Origin of the sequence: Thermomonas fusca DSM 15424, assembly GCF_000423885.1 — a bacterium.
Classification (GTDB): domain Bacteria; phylum Pseudomonadota; class Gammaproteobacteria; order Xanthomonadales; family Xanthomonadaceae; genus Thermomonas; species Thermomonas fusca.
This window is the reverse complement of record NZ_KE384101.1, coordinates 85,843-101,350: the sequence shown is the minus strand read 5'-3', so window position 1 is coordinate 101,350 and position 15,508 is coordinate 85,843. Positions and strand designations below refer to the sequence as shown.

The window sequence follows — 15,508 nt, the reverse complement described above, 5'->3', positions numbered from 1 at the left end:
TGCCGGCGGCGCAGACCGATCCTCGCGCCGTCAGCGCAGCTTCTCCAACCGCGCCGCGAATTCACCCAGACCAGGCGTCTGCGGATCGAGGGTGCGCGCCTGTTCCAGCGCGCGTCGCGCGTCGGCGGTGCGGCCAGCTTCGAGGCGCTCGCTGCCGACTGCGATCCAGCGCTGCGCCAGCCGTCGGCGCGCTGTCGCCATTCCCTCGTCTGACGGCGCCAGCTGCCGCCATGCGTCCAGGCAGACCACGGCGCGACCGAGGTTGTTGTCGCGCAGGGCCTCGGCATTGCATTCGCGTGCGGCCGCCAGCAGCGCCGTCGATGCCTGCAGCACGCGCGGGTCGCGCGGGGCCAACGCGCGCGCCTCGCGCAGGCGATCCCAGGCACTGTCACCGGGAGGCGTGAGCCAGTCGCCGCGGGCGCGGGCGCGCTCCATCTGTTCCAGCAGGCGGGCAACGCGCGCGCGGGTTTGCGGCGTCGTGGCGGGCAAGACCGGGCGCGGTGGGCTGCGCTGCTCGCCGCGCCGCTGCCGCTGCGCCTGCTGCAGGTGCGCGGCATCCACGCCCGCCGCCTCCGCCAGCGCCAGCAGGCGCGCGACCTTCGCCGCGGGCGCCGTGGCCACCGCGCGCAGCAGCGCATCGCCCAACGGCGCAGCGCAAGCCTGCGGCAACGGCCCGGCCTGCAGCTGGCGCAGCTCGTCGCAGGCCTGCGCCGCGGCTTCCAGCCGGCCGCGCGCCAGCAGCTGGCGGATGCGCTGGCCGCGTGTTTCCAGCGCCCGCGCCAGGCCAGCATGCAGCGGCGGCAGCGCGGCGTGGCCGGGATCGAAACTCTCCGCGCGATGCAACAGTTCCGCCGCCTGCAGCAGCTCGCCGCGCGCCAGCATTCCGCCGGCCGGCTTCAACAGGTCCTCCAGCGCGTCCTCGCGGCCTTCCAGCGCCGGCTGGCTGCGCAGCTGCGCCTGCAACACCTGCTGGTACAGCGGCAGCGCAGCATCGGAACCATCGTCCAGATGGCCGGCCGCCTGCGCGGCGCGCGCGCGCGCCAACAGCTCGTCGATGCCAACGGCCTGCGCCCGCGTGGCCTGCAGTCGCGCGGCCAGCGCATCGACCCGCGCCTTCGGCGCCTGCAGCTCGCGCGCCAGCTGCAGCGCGGCGTGCGCCTGCGCGGTATCGCCCTTGTCGGCACCGGCTTCGGCGCGCGCCAGCGCCGCCAGCGCCACCCGCGCCAGCCCATCGCGGGCTTCCAGCTGATCCGGCTGCAGCGCCAGCGCCGCTTCGAACAGCTCGCGCGCGCCGCCGCCATCGGCGCCGCTGAGCCGGCCGGCCTGCAGCGCGACTTCCGCGCGCTGGCGCAGGGCGTCGTAACGCGGGTCCGGCCACAGCCAGCGGCCCAGCGCGTCGCGCCAGGCGAACATGCCGAGCAGGCCCAGCAGCAGCACGGAAGTGCTTGCGATGGCGGCGATGCGCACCGGCTTCGGCAATGCCAGCCAGCGCGCCCGCATCGCCGCGCGTCGCGCCGGCACGGACGCGAAGCGCTTCATGCGCGGCGCGCGGACTCGATGCCGGGCAGCGATTCCAGCCGTGCCAGCAGCAGGCCCAGCTGCTCGTAATCGGAGACCCGCACCTGCAGCCGCACCCGCACGCGGCCGCTGCCGCCGCGCATCGGCTCGGTGTGCAGGCCGAGCGCATGCACGCCGACCTGCGCCACCAGCGTGGTGATGTCCTTGAGCAGCCATTTGCGCTCCACCCCTTCGATGCGGATCGCCACGTCCTGGCCGCCGCGCCGGTTCCCCCACTCCACCGGCAGCACCCGCGCCGGCTCCTTGCCGGCCAGTCGCAGGAACGCGGCGCAACCGGGGCGGTGCACGCTGACCCCGCGGGCCCGGGTGAGATAGCCGACGATGGCCTCGCCCGGCAGCGGCTGGCAGCAGCGCGCCACCTGCGCCAGCAGGTTGTCCACGCCCTGCACGGTGACTGCGCCGGCGCCGGGCGCCGCCGGCGCCACCGGTTTGGCCGGCAACGCGGGCAGCGTGGGCTCGGGTTCCTGCGCCGCCTTTTCCTGCTCCAGCAGGGCACGCCCGACCTGGTTGGGGCCAACGTCGCCCAGCGCCACCAGCACCAGCAGGTCGTCCTCGGTCTGCGCGTTGAACCTGCCCAGCACCGGGGTGAGGTCGGCGTGCAGCAGGCCCATCCGGCGCAGGTCGCGCTCCAGCAGTTCGCGGCCTTCCTTCAGATTCTGGGCGCGGTCGAGCTTGTTGAACCAGGCCCGCACCTTGTCGCGCGAGCGGCTGCTGGCCAGGAAGCCGCTGCTGGGCTGCAGCCAGTCGCGGCGCGGGGCAGCCTCCTTGCCAGTGAGGATCTCCACCCGTTGGCCGGTCTTCAACACCTGCGTCAGCGGCACGATCCGGCCATCCACCTTGGCGCCGCGGCAGCGGTGGCCGACCATGCTGTGGACGGCGTAGGCGAAGTCGAGCACAGTGCCGCCCTGCGGCAGGTCGATCACTTCGCCCTTCGGCGTCAATGCGTACACGCGGTCTTCGATCAGCTCGCTGTCGATGCCCTGCAGCGGCGCGGCTTCGCCTTCGCCCGCCGCCTCGGCGGCCTGCTCCAGCAGCTTGCGCATCCACGCGATCCGCTTGTCCATCGCCGCGCCGCCGGCGCTGCCGCCCTCCTTGTAGCGCCAGTGCGCGGCCACGCCGAGTTCGGACTGCGCGTGCATCTCGCGGGTGCGGATCTGCACCTCCACGGTCTTGCCTTCCGGGCCGATCACCGCGGTATGCAGCGAGCGGTAGCCGTTCGGCTTGGGCCGGGCGATGTAGTCGTCGAATTCGCTCGGGATCGGCACCCACAGCGCGTGTACCAGCCCCAGCACCGCGTAGCAGGTGGGAATGTCGTCCACCAGCACGCGCAGCGCGCGCAGGTCGTAGAGCTCCTCGATCGGCAGCGCCTTGCGCTGCATCTTCTTCCAGATGCTGTAGATGTGCTTGGGCCGGCCGGCCACGTCGGCGTCGATGCCGTGCGCGGCCACCGCGTCGCGCAGCTGCGCACGCACCGCCTCGATGTAGCGCTGCCGGCCGCTGCGATTGTCGTCCAGCGACTGTGCGATGCGCAGGTAGTCCTCGGCCTGCAGCAGGCGGAACGCCAGATCCTCCAGCTCCCACTTCAGCTGCCAGATGCCGAGGCGGTTGGCCAGCGGCGCGTGGATGTCGCGGGTCATCAGCGCCAGCGCACGCTGCTCGTCGGCCGGCAGCCGCCACGCCGCACGCATGCGCGAAAGCTGGCGGGCCAGCACGATCGGCACCACCCGCAGGTCGCGCACCAGCGCCAGCAGCAGCCGGCGCATGCCTTCCGGGTTGCGGCCGCCGCCGTGGCTGCGGTGCAGCGCCCACACCCGGCTGGCGGCGCGTTGGCCCTCCAGCAGCACGTGCAGGCGCTCCGGCACTTCCACCTGTGTCTGCGCCGCCATCGCTTCGATATCGATCAACGAATCCAGCAGGGTGGCGGCCAACACCTCGGCGTCGGCGTTGAGCGAGGCGAGGATCGACAGGGTGTCGGCCAGCACTTCCGGGCGGTCGCGCATCGGCGCGCCGGCCTCGGCATGGGTGCGCCAGCAGGCGACCAGCGGCGCCGGCAGCGCATCGGCGGGCACGCGCGCCAGCGCGTCGGTCCAGGTGATGGTGGCGATGGCGGGAACGGACATGTTTCTACAGTAGCGGGAGGTACCTGAAGCGGCCAGCAGTCAGCGCCGCGCACCGCTTGCGCCAAGCCGTTCCACCCGCGCGGCCAGCCGCTTCGGCGAGATGCCGCCCTTGGCGCCCAGTTCCTGCGCGAACAGCGACACCCGCAGCTCCTCCAGCTCCCAGCGCAGCGCTTGGGCCTGCGGGTCGGCCGGGTCGGCGGCGGCCAGCGCGGCGGTGAACGGCGCCAGCTCCAGCATGCGCTGCTGGTCGCGCACCGGGTCGCGCTGGGCGCGTTCGGCGCGCAAGGACATCGCCTTCAGCCAGCGCGGGTATTCGGCCAGCGTCGGCGCCGGCACGTCGCGCAGGAAGCCCGGCGCGGCCAGCGCCTCCAGCTGCGCCTGCATGTCGTCGAGGTTGGCGCGCGCCCAGCCGATCAGCTTCGATTCCAGCTTGGCGCGCACTTCGGCCACCAGCGACAGGATGGTTTCCGCCTGCTTGAGTCGCTGCATGGCCTCGCCGAACAGCTCCCGCGCGATGGCATCGCGGCGCTGCGCGAAGGCTTCGGCGTCGCGCACCTCCAGCAGTCCGTCGGCGGTGAGTGCTTCAAAGGCGCCATCCACCAGGTCGGCGCGCAGGCGGTCGGCGTCCTTCAAGCCGTCGCGGCGCGGGGCGGCCGACTCGATGGCGGCGTACAGCAGCGAGGTCTTCGGCTGCGCCGGCAGCTGCCGGCGCGCCTGCTTCAGCTTGTCGGCCAGCGCGATTGCCAGCAGCCGGCGCACGCCCTGCGGGTGCAGCCGCCCGGCCACCTCGCGCTGCGCGTGCAGCGCCAGCGACACCGAATCGCCATCGTCCTGCAGCGCCGGATACGCCGGCACGCCGCCGGCTCCGGGCACCGAGGCGGGAACGGGCGTTTCGGGGAACGCGGTCATGCCCGCCTGCGCCATGCCCTGCGCCGCGTGGCGCGCAAACGCCTGCGCCGCGCGCTCGCCGAAGCGGCTGCGCAGCCCGGCGAGATCGCGCGATTCGGCCAGTACCGCCTTGCCGTCCAGCAGCCGCAGGTTGGCGCGCAGGTGCGGCTCGATGGCGGCGGCATCGAAATCCAGCGCGGAGACGTCCACGCCGGAGAGCTTCTTCAGGAACCTCGCCAGCGCGCCTTCGATCGCGTCCGCGTCCGGCTGGGCGAAGGCTTCGGCAAACGCGCGGGCGAAATCCGGCGCCGGCACGAAGTTGCGTCGCAGCGCCTTCGGCAGGGTGCGGATCAGCGCCGTCGCCTTGTCCTCCACGAAGCCCGGCACCAGCCACGACAGCCTTGCTGCATCCAGCGCGTTGAGCAGGTGCAGCGGCACCGCCACTGTCATGCCGTCATCGACCGCGCCCGGCTCGAAGCGGTACTGCACCGCCAGCCGCGCATCGCCCAGCGCGATGTAGGCCGGGAAGCGCGCGGCGTCGCTCTGGTCGGCTACAAGCAGGTCATCGCGCGACCACTCCAGCGCGGCCTTTTCGTCCTTCGACAGTTTGCCGACCCATGCATCCAGCGCCTGCGCGTTGTGCACGTGCGCGGGCAGCCGGTCCAGATACCAGCGCGCCTGCCAGTCCTCGTCCACCACCAGCCCGACCCGGCGCTGCTTGGCCTCTTCCTGCTGCGCCAGTTCCAGCGTACGCAGGTTGCGCGCGAGGAAGGCGCTGCGAGTGTTGATCTCGCCGGTCAGCAGCGCCTCGCGCACGAAGATCGCGCGGCTCTCCTCGGGAAACAGCGCGCCGTAATGGATCGGCCGCTTCGGCGCCAGCACCAGCCCGAACAGGCTGATCTGCTCGCTGCCCAGCACCCGCCCCTGCGCCCGCGACCAGTGCGGATCGTGCTGGCGTCGCGCCAGCAGGTGTGGCAGTTCGGCGATGACCCAGTCCGGCTCTATGCCGGCGTTGGTCAGCGCCCAGACCTTCTCGGTGTCCAGCAGGTTGGCCGACAGCACCCACGGCGGCGGCTTCGACGCCAGCTTCGAGCCGGGGAACAGCTGGAACTTGCGCCCGCGCGGGCCGTCGTACATGCCCTTGTCGCCGCGATTTCCGATCTGCGTGGGCAGGCCGGCGATCAGGGCGCGGTGGAGTGCCGCGAAAGGAAAAGCGGGGTCGGAGTCGACTTTTCCCGAATTCGACCCGGAGGCATTCCGCGCGGCACTGAAAGTCGACTCTGACCCCGCTTTTTCTCCTGGCCACAGCTCCTCGCACTGCAGCTTCAGTTGCCGGTGCAGCTCCCACCACTCGCGCAGTCGCAGGAAGCCGAGGAAATTGCGATCGGCCCACTTGCGCAGCTGCGACTGGGTCATTGCCTCGTGCGCTTCGCGGTAGGCCTGCCAGAGCTTGAGGATGCCGATGAACTCCGACTTGGCGTCGGCAAACTGCGCGTGCGCGGCGTCGGCTGCGGCGCGGGCATCGGACGGACGCTCGCGCGGGTCCTGGATGCCGAGGAAGCTGGCAATCACCAGCATCTCGCGCACCACCCCCTGCGCCTGCGCGGCCACCAGCATGCGCGCCAGCTTCACGTCCACCGGCAGTTTCGCCATCGCCTTGCCGATGGCCGTCAGCTTGCGCTGGGCATCGACCGCGCCAAGCTCGTTCAGCTGCTGCCAACCGTCGGCGATCGCGCGCGGATCGGGCGGCTCCAGGAACGGGAAGCTTTCAATACTGCCCAGACCCAGCGACAGCATCCGCAGGATCACCCCGGCCAGCGCGGCGCGGCGGATCTCCGGATCGGTGAATTCCGGCCGCGAGGCGAAATCCGCTTCCGAATACAGGCGGATGCACGTGCCCGGGGCGATGCGACCGCAGCGGCCGGCGCGCTGGTTGGCGCTGGCCTGCGAGACGTCCTCGATATGCAGGCGGTCCAGCTTCTGCCGCGGGCTGTAGCGCTTGACGCGGGCCACGCCGGGATCGACCACGTAGTGGATGCGCGGCACTGTCAGCGAGGTCTCGGCCACGTTGGTGGCCAGCACGATGCGCCGCTGCGGGCCCGGATGGAACACCCGGTCCTGGTCCTTGGCCGACAGCCGCGCGTACAGCGGCAGCACTTCGGTATGGCGGTACTTGCGCTTCTCCAGCGCCTGGTGTGCGTCGCGGATCTCGCGCTCGCCGGGCAGGAAGATCAGGGTGTCGCTGATGCCCTTGTCGCGCATGATCTCGTCGCAGGCCGCAACGATGCCATCGATGATGCTGCGTTGCCCGCCCTCCTCGCCTTCGCCCTCCAGCGGGCGATAGCGGGTCTCCACCGGATAGCCGCGCCCCTCCACGCCGACCACCGGCGCACCGCCGAAATGCGCGGCGAAACGGGCGGTGTCAATGGTGGCCGAGGTCACCACCAGCTTCAGGTCGGGCCGTTTCGGCAGCAGCTGCTTCAGGTAGCCCAGCAGGAAATCGATGTTGAGGCTGCGTTCGTGCGCCTCGTCGATGATCAGGGTGTCGTACTTCGACAGCCAGCGGTCGTTCTGGATTTCCGCCAGCAGGATGCCGTCGGTCATGAACTTGATCGCGGTCTGCTCGCTGACCGCATCGTTGAAGCGGACCTGGAAGCCGACCGTGCCGCCCAGTGGCACCTGCAGTTCCTCGGCCACGCGCCGCGCCACCGACCGCGCGGCGATCCGGCGCGGCTGGGTGCAGCCGACCAGGCCCGCCGCGCCGCGCCCGGCCAGCAGGCACAGCTTGGGCAGCTGGGTGGTCTTGCCGCTGCCGGTTTCGCCGGCGATCACCACCACCTGGTGTTTGCGGATCAGCGCCACGATCTCGTCGGCGTGCGCGGCGATCGGCAACGTCGCATCCACCATGGCCGCAGGCAGCGCGGCGACGCGGCGCTCACGTTCGGCGCGCGATGCTTGCAACTTGCCTGCGAACGCCTCGCGCATGCCCGCATCGCCCGGCTTGGCCTGCCAGCGCGCCAGCAGGCCGAGCAGGCGGCCGCGGTCGCGGGTCAGCGCGCCATCGATGTCGCGGCGGGCCCGATGCAGGGCGTCGGCGGGTGCCGGCTTGATGTTCGATTGGTCAGACACCATGGTTCCAACAACGTGCTTGTTCGCCTGCAGACGGGCGCAGAATCCGCGTATTGTCGCCGCAAGTTCCCCCCGAAGCGTGTAAAGGAGTCCGCCATGCCCAAGAGCAAGACCCCCAGCAAGTCCGCGAAAGCCAAGGCCCCGGCCGCCAGCGCCGCCGACATCGACATCGGCATCAGCGCCAAGGACCGCGCCGCCATCGCCGACGGCCTGTCGCACTTCCTCGCCGACAGCTACACGCTGTACCTCAAGACCCACAACTTCCACTGGAACGTGACCGGGCCGATGTTCAACGCCCTGCACGTCATGTTCGAGACCCAGTACACCGAGCAGTGGACCGCGCTGGACGAGATCGCCGAGCGCATCCGCGCGCTGGGCTTCAACGCCCCCGGCAGCTATTCCGAATTCGCCCGCCTGTCCTCGATCCGGGAAGAACCCGGCCTGACTGCCGCGCCGGCCTGGCACGACATGGTGCAGCAGCTGGTGGACGGCAACGAAGCGGTCTGCCGCACCGCCCGCAAGATCCTGAAGGTGGCCGATGCCGGCGACGACGACCCCACCGCCGACCTGCTGACCCAGCGCCTGCAGACCCACGAAAAGTACGCGTGGATGCTGCGGTCGCTGTTGCAGTAGGCGCCCCGCAGCGAGCAGGTCCGGAGGGGAGTCGCCGCACCGGGGCCATTCCAACCAAGCGAGTATCGGGGAGCGACTTGGAATGGCTCCGGTGCGGCGACTCCCTGCGAGGTATTTCCGGCTGCGATTGCGCCCGAACACGCAAAAACCGACCGCAGACCGGGAAGATGTCCGATGACGGCATCGCCCCGCTTGCTACCCTTGTGGCATGTCCGACCCCGCTCTAGACACCCTTCGCCGCATTTTCGGCCACAACGCCTTCCGCGGCCGCCAGCAGGAAATCGTGGCGCGGGTGGTCGACGGCGGCGACGCTCTGGTGCTGATGCCCACCGGCGGCGGCAAGTCGCTGTGCTACCAGTTGCCGGCGCTGCTGCGCGAGGGCTGCGGCGTGGTGGTGTCACCGTTGATTGCACTCATGCAGGACCAGGTGGACGCGCTGCGCCAGCTGGGCGTGCGCGCCGCCTTCCTCAACTCCAGTCTCGACGCGAGCGAGGCCGCGCAGGTGGAGCGCCAGTTCGCCGCCGGCGAACTCGACCTGCTCTACGTCGCGCCGGAACGCCTGCTGACCCCGCGCTTCCTGGGATTGCTGGAGCGCGCCCGGATCGCCCTGTTCGCGATCGACGAAGCCCACTGCGTGTCGCAGTGGGGCCACGACTTCCGCCCCGAGTACCGCCAGCTCACGCTGCTGCACGAACGCTGGCCGGAGGTGCCGCGGATCGCCCTGACCGCCACCGCCGATACGCCGACCCGACGCGAGATCGTCGAGCGGCTGGCGCTGCAGGACGCGCAGCAGTTCGTCAGCTCGTTCGATCGCCCCAACATCCGCTACACCGCGGTGGCCCGTGACGACGGCCGCCGCCAGCTGTTCAACTTCCTCGACGGCCACCGCGGTGAAAGCGGCATCGTCTATTGCCTGTCGCGGCGCAAGGTGGATGCCACCGCGGAGTTGCTGGCCGGCCAGGGCTACCCGGCGCTGGCCTACCACGCTGGCCTGGATGCGGCCACGCGCGCCGAACGGCAACGGCGCTTCCTGCGCGAGGACGGCGTGGTGATGGTGGCCACGATTGCCTTCGGCATGGGCATCGACAAGCCCGACGTGCGCTTCGTCGCCCATCTGGATTTGCCGAAATCACTGGAAGGCTATTACCAGGAAACCGGCCGCGCCGGCCGCGATGGCGATCCTGCAGAGGCGTGGCTGGCCTACGGCATGGGCGATGCCGTGCTGCTGCGGCGGATGATCGAAGAGGGCGACGCCAGCGACGAGCGCAAGCGACTGGAGCACGGCAAGCTGGATGCGCTGATCGGCTATTGCGAATCCACTGCCTGCCGCCGGCAGACGCTGCTGGCGTACTTCGGCGAAACGCACGCCGGCGCCTGCGGCAACTGCGACAACTGCCTGCAACCGCCAAGCACCTGGGACGCCACTGAAGCCGCGCGCAAGGCGCTGTCCTGCGTGTACCGCACCGGCCAGCGTTTCGGCGCCGCGCACGTGGTGGACGTGCTGCGCGGTGCCGACACCGCCAAGGTGCGCCAGTTCGGCCACGACGGCGTCAGCACCTATGGCATCGGCAGCGACCTCGACGCCCGCCAGTGGCGCGGCGTGTTCCGCCAGCTGCTGGCAGCCGGCCTGCTGGAGGCCGATCTGGAAAGCCATGGCGCCCTGCGCCTGACCGCCGAGGCCACCCCGCTGCTGCGCGGCGAGCGCAGCCTGCACCTGCGCATGGAGGCGCCCAAGGCGGAACGGCGGCGGTCGCGCGGCAACGGCGGGACGCGCGCCACGCCCGCACCACTCGATCTGCCGGAGGACGCGGCGACCCGTTTCACCGCCCTGCGTGCCTGGCGCGCGGAAGTGGCGCGGGCACAGAATCTTCCCGCCTACGTGATCTTCCACGACGCCACCCTGCGCGCGATCGCGCTGGCCCAACCGCATGACCTTGATGCGCTGGCCGGTATCGGCGGCGTCGGTGCCGCCAAGCTGGAACGCTACGGGCACGAGGTGATCGCCACGCTGACCGCGGCCTGAGAAGTCGGGCCACTACAATGCGTACATGCGCATCGGCCCCCACCTGATCGACCCGAAGGTGATCCTCGCGCCCATGGCGGGCGTGACCGACAAGCCGTTCCGGCTGCTGTGCAAGCGCCTTGGCGCGGGGCTTGCGGTGTCGGAGATGACCATTTCCGATCCACGCTTCTGGAACACCAGCAAGTCGCGCACGCGGATGGACCATGTCGGCGAACCGGATCCGGTCAGCGTGCAGATCGCCGGCACCGACCCGGCCGCGCTGGCCGAGGCGGCGCGCTTCAACGTCGACCACGGCGCGCAGATCATCGACATCAACATGGGCTGTCCGGCCAAGAAGGTGTGCAACGTGCTGGCGGGCAGCGCGCTGATGCGCGACCCGCACCTGGTGGCGCGGATCGTCGAGGCGGTGGTGGCCGCGGTGGACGTGCCGGTGACGCTGAAGATCCGCACCGGCTGGAGCGCGGACAACCGGAACGCGCCGGACATCGCGCGCATCGCCGAGGACGCCGGCATTGCCGCGCTGGCCGTGCATGGCCGCACCCGCGACCAGCACTACACCGGGCAGGCCGAGTACGACACCATCGCCGCGGTCAAGGCGATGCTGAAGATCCCGGTGGTTGCCAACGGCGACATCGACTCGCCGCAGAGGGCCGCCTTCGTGCTGGACAAGACCGGCTGCGATGCGGTGATGATCGGCCGCGCCGCGCAGGGCCGGCCGTGGCTGCCCGGCCATGTCGCCCATTTCCTGCGCACCGGCGAACAGCTGCCGGAACCGGCGCCAGCGCAGGTGCGCGGCATCCTGCTCGGCCACCTCGAAGCCCTGCATGCGTTCTATGGCGAAGAGATGGGCGTGCGCATCGCCCGCAAGCACCTGGGCTGGTATGCGAAGGACCGGCCGGAGAACGCGGCCTTCCGCAGCGTGGTCAACCGCGCGCAGACCGCCGACGCGCAGCTGCGGCTGACCCGGGACTATTTCGACGCGCTGGCCGCCGGCGTCACGCCCGCGCTGCCGGCCGCGGCCTGAACGTCGGCACCGACAAACGCCGGCATCGATTCATGCGGCTTCCGCCTCGCGGCCATTGTGGGCGGGCAATTGCGCCGACCGCACGCGCGGCGGAATTTCCGCCAACACTTGGCCCAGATGCGAGAGCAGGCGCAGGGTGCCGTCGGCTTCTTCGACCAGCGCGCTCAGGCTTTCCACCCAGTCGCCGTCGTTGGCGTAGACAAGCCCATCGCGCTGCAACAGCGCGGCACGGTGGATATGCCCGCAGACGATGCCATCCAGCCCGCGCCGGCGCGCGTCGTCGAGCCCGGCCTGCACGAAGCGCCCGATGTAGCGTTCGGCCGCCCCGCTCTTCGATTTCAGGAACTCCGACAGCGACCAGTAGCGCAGCCTGAGCCGTCCGCGCAGGGCGTTCAGCCACTGGTTGCCGGTGAGGATGCGGTAGTACAGCCAGTCGCCGAATTTTTCCTGCAGGCTGCCGAAGTGCGTCACCGCGTCGTAGTCGTCGCCATGGGTCACCAGCAGGCGGCGGCCGTCGGCGGTGACGTGGACCGCGCGCCGACGCACCCGCATCGCCGGCAGCGCCAGCCCGCAGAAACGGCGGATCGGGCGGTCGTGGTTGCCGGGGATATAGACCAGCTCGGTGCCGCGCCGGTGCAGCGCATGCAGCGCTTCCACCACGCGGTTGTGCGCGGCGCCCCAACAGGCGCGCCGCTGCGCCATCCACCACAGGTCGACGATATCGCCCACCAGGTACAGCCGCTCGCAGCGCAGTCCGGCGAGGAAATCGGCCAGCTCGGCCGCGTGGCAATGGCGCGCCCCCAGGTGCACGTCCGAAATGAAGACCGCGCGCCGCGACGCCGGCGGCGGCACCGCGCGGACCACCGCCGTTGCGGGGCTTGCGCGCCTGCCGCTGCGGCCGGCGGCGTCCACCTAGCCCGCCGCGCCAGCCGTAGCGGCCACCGATGCGGATGCGGGATTCGCCGCGCCGAGATAGCGCTGGCGCTTCTTCGGCCGCATCCGCTGGATGTCGACCTCGATCAGCCCGTCCACGGAATCGCTAAAGTCCGGGTCGACGCCGAAGGCGAGGAAGCGTGCCCCGCCCGGCTCGCACAGCTCGACGTACTGCTTGTAGAGCATCGGCACCTGCGCGCCCAGCACGTCGAGGTTGGCCTTCAGCACGCGCAAGGCGGTGTCGGCGTCCAGCGCGGCATCGGCGGGGTTGGCGGCCTCGTAGTGGAACGGTCGGCGCGACACCGCATCGCCCTGCGGGCCGCCGTGCCAATGCGCGTAGTGGGCGACGATCTGCGCACGCGCCGCCGCCGGCAGTGCGGCGCTGATCGAGACCGCGCCGAACAGGTAGCGCACCCGCGGATGCGCGCGCAGGTAGGCGCCAATGCCCTGCCACAGGTAGTCGATGCTGCGGCTGCCCCAGTAGTCCTGCGCCACGAAACTGCGCCCCAGCTCCATACCCTGGGCGATCCGCGCCAGCGCGTCCTCGCCGTAGTCGAACAGGCTGGCGGTATAGAGCCCGCGCAGGCCGTGCGCCGCCAGCACCGGCGCGCCGCGGGCGATGCGGTAGGCGCCAGCGATGCGGGCGGCTGCCTCGTCCCACAGCACGATGTGTTCGTACCAGCTGTCCCAGGCGTCGAGGTCCAGCCGGCGGCCGGTGCCCTCGCCCACCGCGCGGAAGGTCAGCTCGCGCAGCCGGCCGATCTCGTGCAGCAGCGGCGAATCCACCGCCAGCGTGCCCACCCGGATCTGCTTGCCGTCGCCGGTCTGGCCGAGCAGGCGCAGCCCGGCCACCGCCGTGCCGACCAGCGCGGGATCGCCCGCTGCGGCCACCGGCTCGGGGCCCCCGTTGCCCGCCTGCTCCATGCGCTGTCGGCGGGTGCCCAGTGCGTACAGCTCGCGGCGGATCTGGCGCAGCAGGACCGCGTCGCCGGCATCGGCCGGGATCGCCCGCGGCGTGCCTACCCGCAGCAGCACCCGGCGGGCGCGGCGGGCGAACATCTCGCGCGCCAGCAGCGCCGTGCCCACCGGCTTGAACAGCGCCGAAGCGCCGTAGAACAGCATCGAATTGCGCGCATCGATGCGCACCGGCAGCACGGGCGCAGCGCAGGCGCGGGCGAAACGCAGGAAGCCGCGCCGCCAGCGGCCGTCGCGGATCCCGCGCGGGCCCAGGCGCGAGACCTCCCCGGCCGGGAACACGATCACGCATTCGCCGCGGGCCAGCGCCGCGCGCACCGCGCGCAGGCTGTCCGGCGCCGGTCGTCCACCGAGGATGCGCACCGGCAGCAGCAGATCGCCCAGCCCGCCCAGCGCCGACAGGAAATCGTTGGCGACGATGCGCACATCGCGCCGCGCCTGCCCCACCAGGTCCAGCAGCGCCAGCGCATCCAGCGCCCCGGACGGATGGTTGGCGACGATCAGCAGCCGCCCATGCGCCGGAATCCGCGCCCGGTCCGCATCGCTGGCCTCGTACCCCGCCCCCAGGTGGCGCATCGCCACGGCGACGAAGTCGAAGCCGCGCACATGCCGGTTGGCGGCGAGGAAGGCATCGATCTCGTCCAGCCGCGACCAGCGCGCGATGCCGCGCAGCAGCGGCCGGGCCAGCGCGGCGCGGCGGCCGCGGAACCAGTGCGGGAAACGCTGCTGCAGGCGCTGTTCGAGCTCGATCATCGCGATGGGTCACCGCCGTATTGGGCAACAGCCTGCGTGGCAACCGGGACAGTCCGGTTTCACGCGGGTTACCCGGCGGTGACGGCAGGCTTAACGCGCGCCCAATACCCCGCTGGCCGGAAACAGGGCAGGATGCACATCCAGCCGTGTCGCTGTATCATTCGCACCCATCTTTTCATCCGAATGCAGGGATATAAGAAATGTCCAGCTATCTGTTCACTTCCGAATCGGTCTCCGAAGGTCATCCGGACAAGATCGCCGACCAGATCTCCGATGCGGTGCTGGACGCCATCCTGGCCCAGGACAAGCAGGCGCGCGTGGCCTGCGAGACGCTGGTGAAGACCGGTGCCGCCATCGTGGCCGGTGAAGTCACCACCAGCGCGTGGGTGGACATCGAGGCGCTGGCGCGCAAGGTCATCAACGACATCGGCTACGACAATTCCAGCGTCGGCTTCGATGGCCACACCTGCGCCATCATCAACATGCTCGGCAAGCAGTCGCCCGACATCAACCAGGGCGTGGACCGCAAGAAGCCGGAAGACCAGGGCGCGGGCGACCAGGGCCTGATGTTCGGCTATGCCTGCAACGAAGCCCCCGAGTTCATGCCGGCGCCGCTGTACTACAGCCACCGGCTGGTGGAGCAGCAGGCCAAGGTGCGCAAGAGCGGCAAGCTGAAGTGGCTGCGCCCGGACGCCAAGTCGCAGGTCACCCTGCGCTACGACGGCAACACCGTGCTGGGCCTCGATGCGGTGGTGCTGTCCACCCAGCATGACCCGGACATCAAGCAGAAGGACCTGATCGAGGCCGTGCGCACGCACATCCTCGCCCCGGTGCTGCCGAAGAAGTGGCTGGAAGCGCTGCCGAAGAACAAGGTGCACATCAACCCGACCGGCAAGTTCGTGATCGGCGGGCCGGTGGGCGACTGCGGCCTGACCGGGCGCAAGATCATCGTCGACACCTACGGCGGCATGGCCCGCCACGGCGGCGGCGCGTTCTCCGGCAAGGATCCGTCGAAGGTCGACCGCAGCGCCGCCTACGCCGCGCGCTACGTGGCCAAGAACATCGTCGCCGCCGGCCTGGCCGACAAGTGCGAGGTGCAGGTGTCCTACGCCATCGGCGTGGCCCAGCCGACCTCGATCTCGGTGACCACCTTCGGCACCGGCAAGGTCGGCGACGACGTGATCGAGAAGCTGATCCGCGCGCACTTCGACCTGCGCCCGTATGCGATCACCCGCATGCTGGACCTGGAGCACCCGATCTACCAGCCCACCGCCAGCTACGGCCACTTCGGCCGCAAGCCGAAGGAAATCAGCTACACCGACGGCGAGGGCAACAAGCACAAGGCCACCGCCTTCTCGTGGGAGAAGACCGACAAGGCCGAGGCCCTGCGCAAGGCGGCAAAGCTGAAGTAAGCCGTACTTCGACCAGGCGATACGCAAACGGGCCGCAGCG

General features: G+C 70.9%; 9 protein-coding genes. 4 read left to right on the top strand and 5 right to left on the bottom strand.

Features of this window, described 5'->3' with window-relative positions; genetic code table 11:
• Window positions 1-30 precede the first annotated feature (30 nt).
• From G582_RS16855 to hrpA, 3 genes are read right to left on the bottom strand one after another with little or no spacing between them, the layout of a single operon-like run.
• A complete protein-coding gene (locus tag G582_RS16855) occupies window positions 31-1,539 on the bottom strand; it encodes a hypothetical protein (protein WP_083961230.1) in 1,509 nt (502 codons plus the stop codon).
• Entirely contained in the window at window positions 1,536-3,698 is a 2,163-nt protein-coding gene (locus tag G582_RS0113780; RefSeq protein ID WP_051247299.1) for a RelA/SpoT family protein, read from the bottom strand. Before G582_RS0113780 ends, G582_RS16855 begins: the two co-directional genes overlap by 4 nt.
• A gap of 39 nt (window positions 3,699-3,737) precedes the next feature.
• Window positions 3,738-7,718 carry an ATP-dependent RNA helicase HrpA gene (hrpA, locus tag G582_RS0113775; protein ID WP_051247297.1) on the bottom strand — a complete coding sequence of 1,327 codons (3,981 nt, stop codon included), beginning with the start codon at window positions 7,716-7,718 and terminating at the stop codon, window positions 3,738-3,740.
• Between the two features lie 93 nt (window positions 7,719-7,811).
• On the opposite strand from hrpA, the gene G582_RS0113770 reads away from it, so the two are divergent.
• The 3 genes from G582_RS0113770 (at window position 7,812) to dusB (ending at window position 11,395) form a co-directional block, all read left to right on the top strand.
• The gene (locus tag G582_RS0113770) at window positions 7,812-8,348 is read left to right on the top strand and encodes a Dps family protein (protein WP_028840307.1); all 537 of its coding nucleotides are present in this window, start codon (window positions 7,812-7,814) and stop codon (window positions 8,346-8,348) included.
• A 208-nt stretch (window positions 8,349-8,556) separates the two neighbouring features.
• Window positions 8,557-10,371 carry a DNA helicase RecQ gene (gene recQ, locus G582_RS0113765; RefSeq protein ID WP_028840306.1) on the top strand — a complete coding sequence of 605 codons (1,815 nt, stop codon included), beginning with the start codon at window positions 8,557-8,559 and terminating at the stop codon, window positions 10,369-10,371.
• 25 nt (window positions 10,372-10,396) lie between these two features.
• Window positions 10,397-11,395 carry a tRNA dihydrouridine synthase DusB gene (gene dusB / locus G582_RS0113760; RefSeq protein ID WP_028840305.1) on the top strand — a complete coding sequence of 333 codons (999 nt, stop codon included), beginning with the start codon at window positions 10,397-10,399 and terminating at the stop codon, window positions 11,393-11,395.
• A 30-nt stretch (window positions 11,396-11,425) separates the two neighbouring features.
• On the opposite strand, the gene G582_RS16850 is transcribed toward dusB, so the two are convergent.
• Both G582_RS16850 and olsF read right to left on the bottom strand, forming a co-directional pair.
• Window positions 11,426-12,259 carry a UDP-2,3-diacylglucosamine diphosphatase gene (locus tag G582_RS16850; RefSeq protein ID WP_051247295.1) on the bottom strand — a complete coding sequence of 278 codons (834 nt, stop codon included), beginning with the start codon at window positions 12,257-12,259 and terminating at the stop codon, window positions 11,426-11,428.
• A 48-nt stretch (window positions 12,260-12,307) separates the two neighbouring features.
• On the bottom strand, window positions 12,308-14,056 hold the full coding sequence (gene olsF / locus G582_RS16845; RefSeq protein WP_038054363.1) for a bifunctional ornithine lipid synthase OlsF: 1,749 nt from the start codon (window positions 14,054-14,056) through the stop codon (window positions 12,308-12,310).
• Between the two features lie 200 nt (window positions 14,057-14,256).
• Here olsF and metK point away from each other — a divergent pair, with 200 nt between their 5' ends.
• Window positions 14,257-15,468, top strand: a complete 1,212-nt coding sequence (metK, locus tag G582_RS0113740) for a methionine adenosyltransferase (protein WP_028840304.1) — start codon at window positions 14,257-14,259, stop codon at window positions 15,466-15,468.
• Window positions 15,469-15,508: the final 40 nt, after the last annotated feature.

Coding starts and splice junctions, on each gene's coding strand:
- metK (WP_028840304.1), top strand. CDS start 14,257: ATGTCCAGCTATCTGTTCACTTCCGAATCGGTCTCCGAAGGTCATCCG.
- recQ (WP_028840306.1), top strand. CDS start 8,557: ATGTCCGACCCCGCTCTAGACACCCTTCGCCGCATTTTCGGCCACAAC.
- G582_RS16855 (WP_083961230.1), bottom strand. CDS start 1,539: ATGAAGCGCTTCGCGTCCGTGCCGGCGCGACGCGCGGCGATGCGGGCG.
- dusB (WP_028840305.1), top strand. CDS start 10,397: ATGCGCATCGGCCCCCACCTGATCGACCCGAAGGTGATCCTCGCGCCC.
- G582_RS0113780 (WP_051247299.1), bottom strand. CDS start 3,698: ATGTCCGTTCCCGCCATCGCCACCATCACCTGGACCGACGCGCTGGCG.
- hrpA (WP_051247297.1), bottom strand. CDS start 7,718: ATGGTGTCTGACCAATCGAACATCAAGCCGGCACCCGCCGACGCCCTG.
- G582_RS0113770 (WP_028840307.1), top strand. CDS start 7,812: ATGCCCAAGAGCAAGACCCCCAGCAAGTCCGCGAAAGCCAAGGCCCCG.
- olsF (WP_038054363.1), bottom strand. CDS start 14,056: ATGATCGAGCTCGAACAGCGCCTGCAGCAGCGTTTCCCGCACTGGTTC.